Below are 2,275 nucleotides of genomic sequence, written 5' to 3'. Positions count from 1 at the left end.
GCTTCCACCGCCGCATTGAGCGCCAGGATGTTGGTCTGGAACGCGATGCCGTCGATCACGCCGATGATGTCGACGATCTTCTTCGAGGACGCATTGATCGAGGCCATGGTGTCGACCACCTGGCCCACCACATTGCCGCCCTTCACTGCCACTTCGGAGGCCGAGAGCGCGAGCTGATTCGCCTGCCGCGCGTTGTCCGCGTTCTGCTTCACCGTGGAGGTCAGCTCTTCCATCGATGCCGCAGTCTGCTCGAGCGAGCTGGCCTGCTCCTCGGTGCGCGACGAAAGGTCCTGGTTGCCCGCCGCAATCTCGCCCGAAGCCGTGGCGATCGCATCGGTGCCCTGGCGCACGCCGCTCACCACGGTGGCCAGGCTCGCATTCATGTTCTTCAATGCCAGCATCAGCTGGCCCGTCTCGTCGCGCGACGACGATTCGATGCGGCTGGTCAGGTCGCCGTCCGCCACCGTCTGCGCCACGCGCACCGCCTCGTTCAGCGGCCGCGTGATGCTGCGCGTCAGGAGCCATGCCAGGACGCCGCCGAGCAGCAGCGCGGCCATGGCCAGCACGATCACGTTCATGCGGCCCGCGCGGTTCAGGCTGTCCACGGCATCGGCGGCCTTGTCGATGCGCTCGGCCTGGTGCGTCAGCATGCCGCGGATGCTCGCGTCGTAGACCTCGAGCATCGGCACCAGCTTGCCGTTGGTGATCGCTGCCGCCTCCTCCTGCTTGCCTTCGGCCTTGAGCTTGAGGATGGTGTTGCGCAGGCCCACGTACTGGCTGCGCTTTTCCTTGATGTCGGCGCTGATCGCCTGTTCCTCGGGCGAATCCAGCATGGCCTCGAGCTTGGCCTGCGTCTCGGAGATGCCGGCGCTGGTCTTGCTCATCTGCTTTTGCAGGTAGTCCTGCACTTCCGCATCGTTGCTCTTGACCAGAGCGAAGGTGCGCACGCTGTTGCTGCTGGTGTTGAGCAGCCAGTTCGCGGCCAGGCGCTCCTTCACGAGCGAGCGCTGCACCATCTCCTGCACCGCGTCGACCAGGCCCATCTCGTCGCTGGACATCAGCCGGTCGATGTCCACCAGGATCAGCATCCGCTCGTCCAGCGTGCCCAGGCCGATCAGGTAGTCGGTGTCCAGCACCGAGCCCATCTCCGGCGCCGGCTTGATCTGCTCCGCGCTCAAGGTGATCACGTCCGACACGCTGTCCACCACCATGCCCACCACGCGACCCGCGATGTTCAGCACGATCACCACCGTGAACTGGTCGTAGCTGGGCGTGCCCAGCCTGAACTTGATGCGCATGTCGATGATCGGGACGATGATCCCGCGCAGGTTCACCACGCCCTTGATGTAYTCCGGCGCGTTCGCGATGCGCGTCACCGCGTCGTAGCCGCGCAGCTCCTGCACCTTCTGGATGTCGATGCCGTATTCCTCCTGGCCCAGCGTGAAGGTCACGACCTCGAGCCGGCTCGAGGTGGCAGGCGCCGCGGCGCCCCGGTGTTGTGGGGGGGTCATGATCTCTGCCATATGGATTCCTTCAGCTGAACTTCTGCATGATGCGAACGAGCTTCTGCCCGTACTGCGGATCGGTGGCGTAGCCGGCCTTCTGCAGGCCGTGCGCGGCCTCGGCCGGCGTGTCGGCGGCCAGCACGCCGGCGTAGCGCGGGTTGCGCGTGATGAACCGGGCGTAGTCGGTGAAGGCCTCGTCGTAGGAGGCATAGGCCCTGAACTTCGCGCGCACGCGCTGCGGCTCGCCGTCCACGTATTCGGTCGTGGTGGTCTCCACCACCGGACCCTTCCAGCTGCGGTCGGCCTTGATGCCGAACAGGTTGAAGCTCTGGGTGCCGTCGTCGGCGCGGATCTCGCGCTTGCCCCAGCCAGATTCGAGCGCGGCCTGCGCGAGGATCAGCGGCGCGGGCACGCCGCTCGCCTCGCTCGCCACCTGCGCGGAGCCGCCCATGCGCTGCACGAAGCTGTCGACATTGCCCTGCAGCGAGGCCACGGCGCCCGCGGCCGAGCGGTCGCTGTTGCGCTGGTAGATGCCCAGGTCCACCGATGCGGCCGATGGCCTTGCCGGTGCGGATGGCAATGACGATGGCAGTGGCGACGAGCCGAGCGGAATGCCCGACTGCGGCGTGAGCGCCATGCCCGCGCGCGGTGCAAGCGAGATGCCTTCGCTGCCGCTGCCGTCCGTTTCGCCCGAGGGCGCCGCGCGGCTGAGCTGCGCGAGCATCGCCTCGGCCAGGCCCACGCCACGCCCCGAGAGGTTCTGCGCGAGC

2 protein-coding genes are annotated in these 2,275 nt (G+C 67.3%); both read right to left on the bottom strand.

All coding sequences use genetic code 11. The annotated features are described in order from the left end of the window. On the bottom strand, positions 1–1,511 hold a 1,511-nt coding region (locus AC1DOC_RS33900; protein ID WP_478131598.1), incomplete at its 3' end, for a chemotaxis protein CheW. Positions 1,512–1,533: 22 nt separating this feature from the next. Continuing rightward, the coding region (gene flgJ / locus AC1DOC_RS33895) for a flagellar assembly peptidoglycan hydrolase FlgJ (protein ID WP_478131597.1) at positions 1,534–2,275 on the bottom strand (742 nt) is incomplete at its 5' end.

This window comes from Variovorax sp. 01T439_2, assembly GCF_056398445.1.
This window is presented reverse-complemented; position numbering and strand designations above follow the sequence as displayed.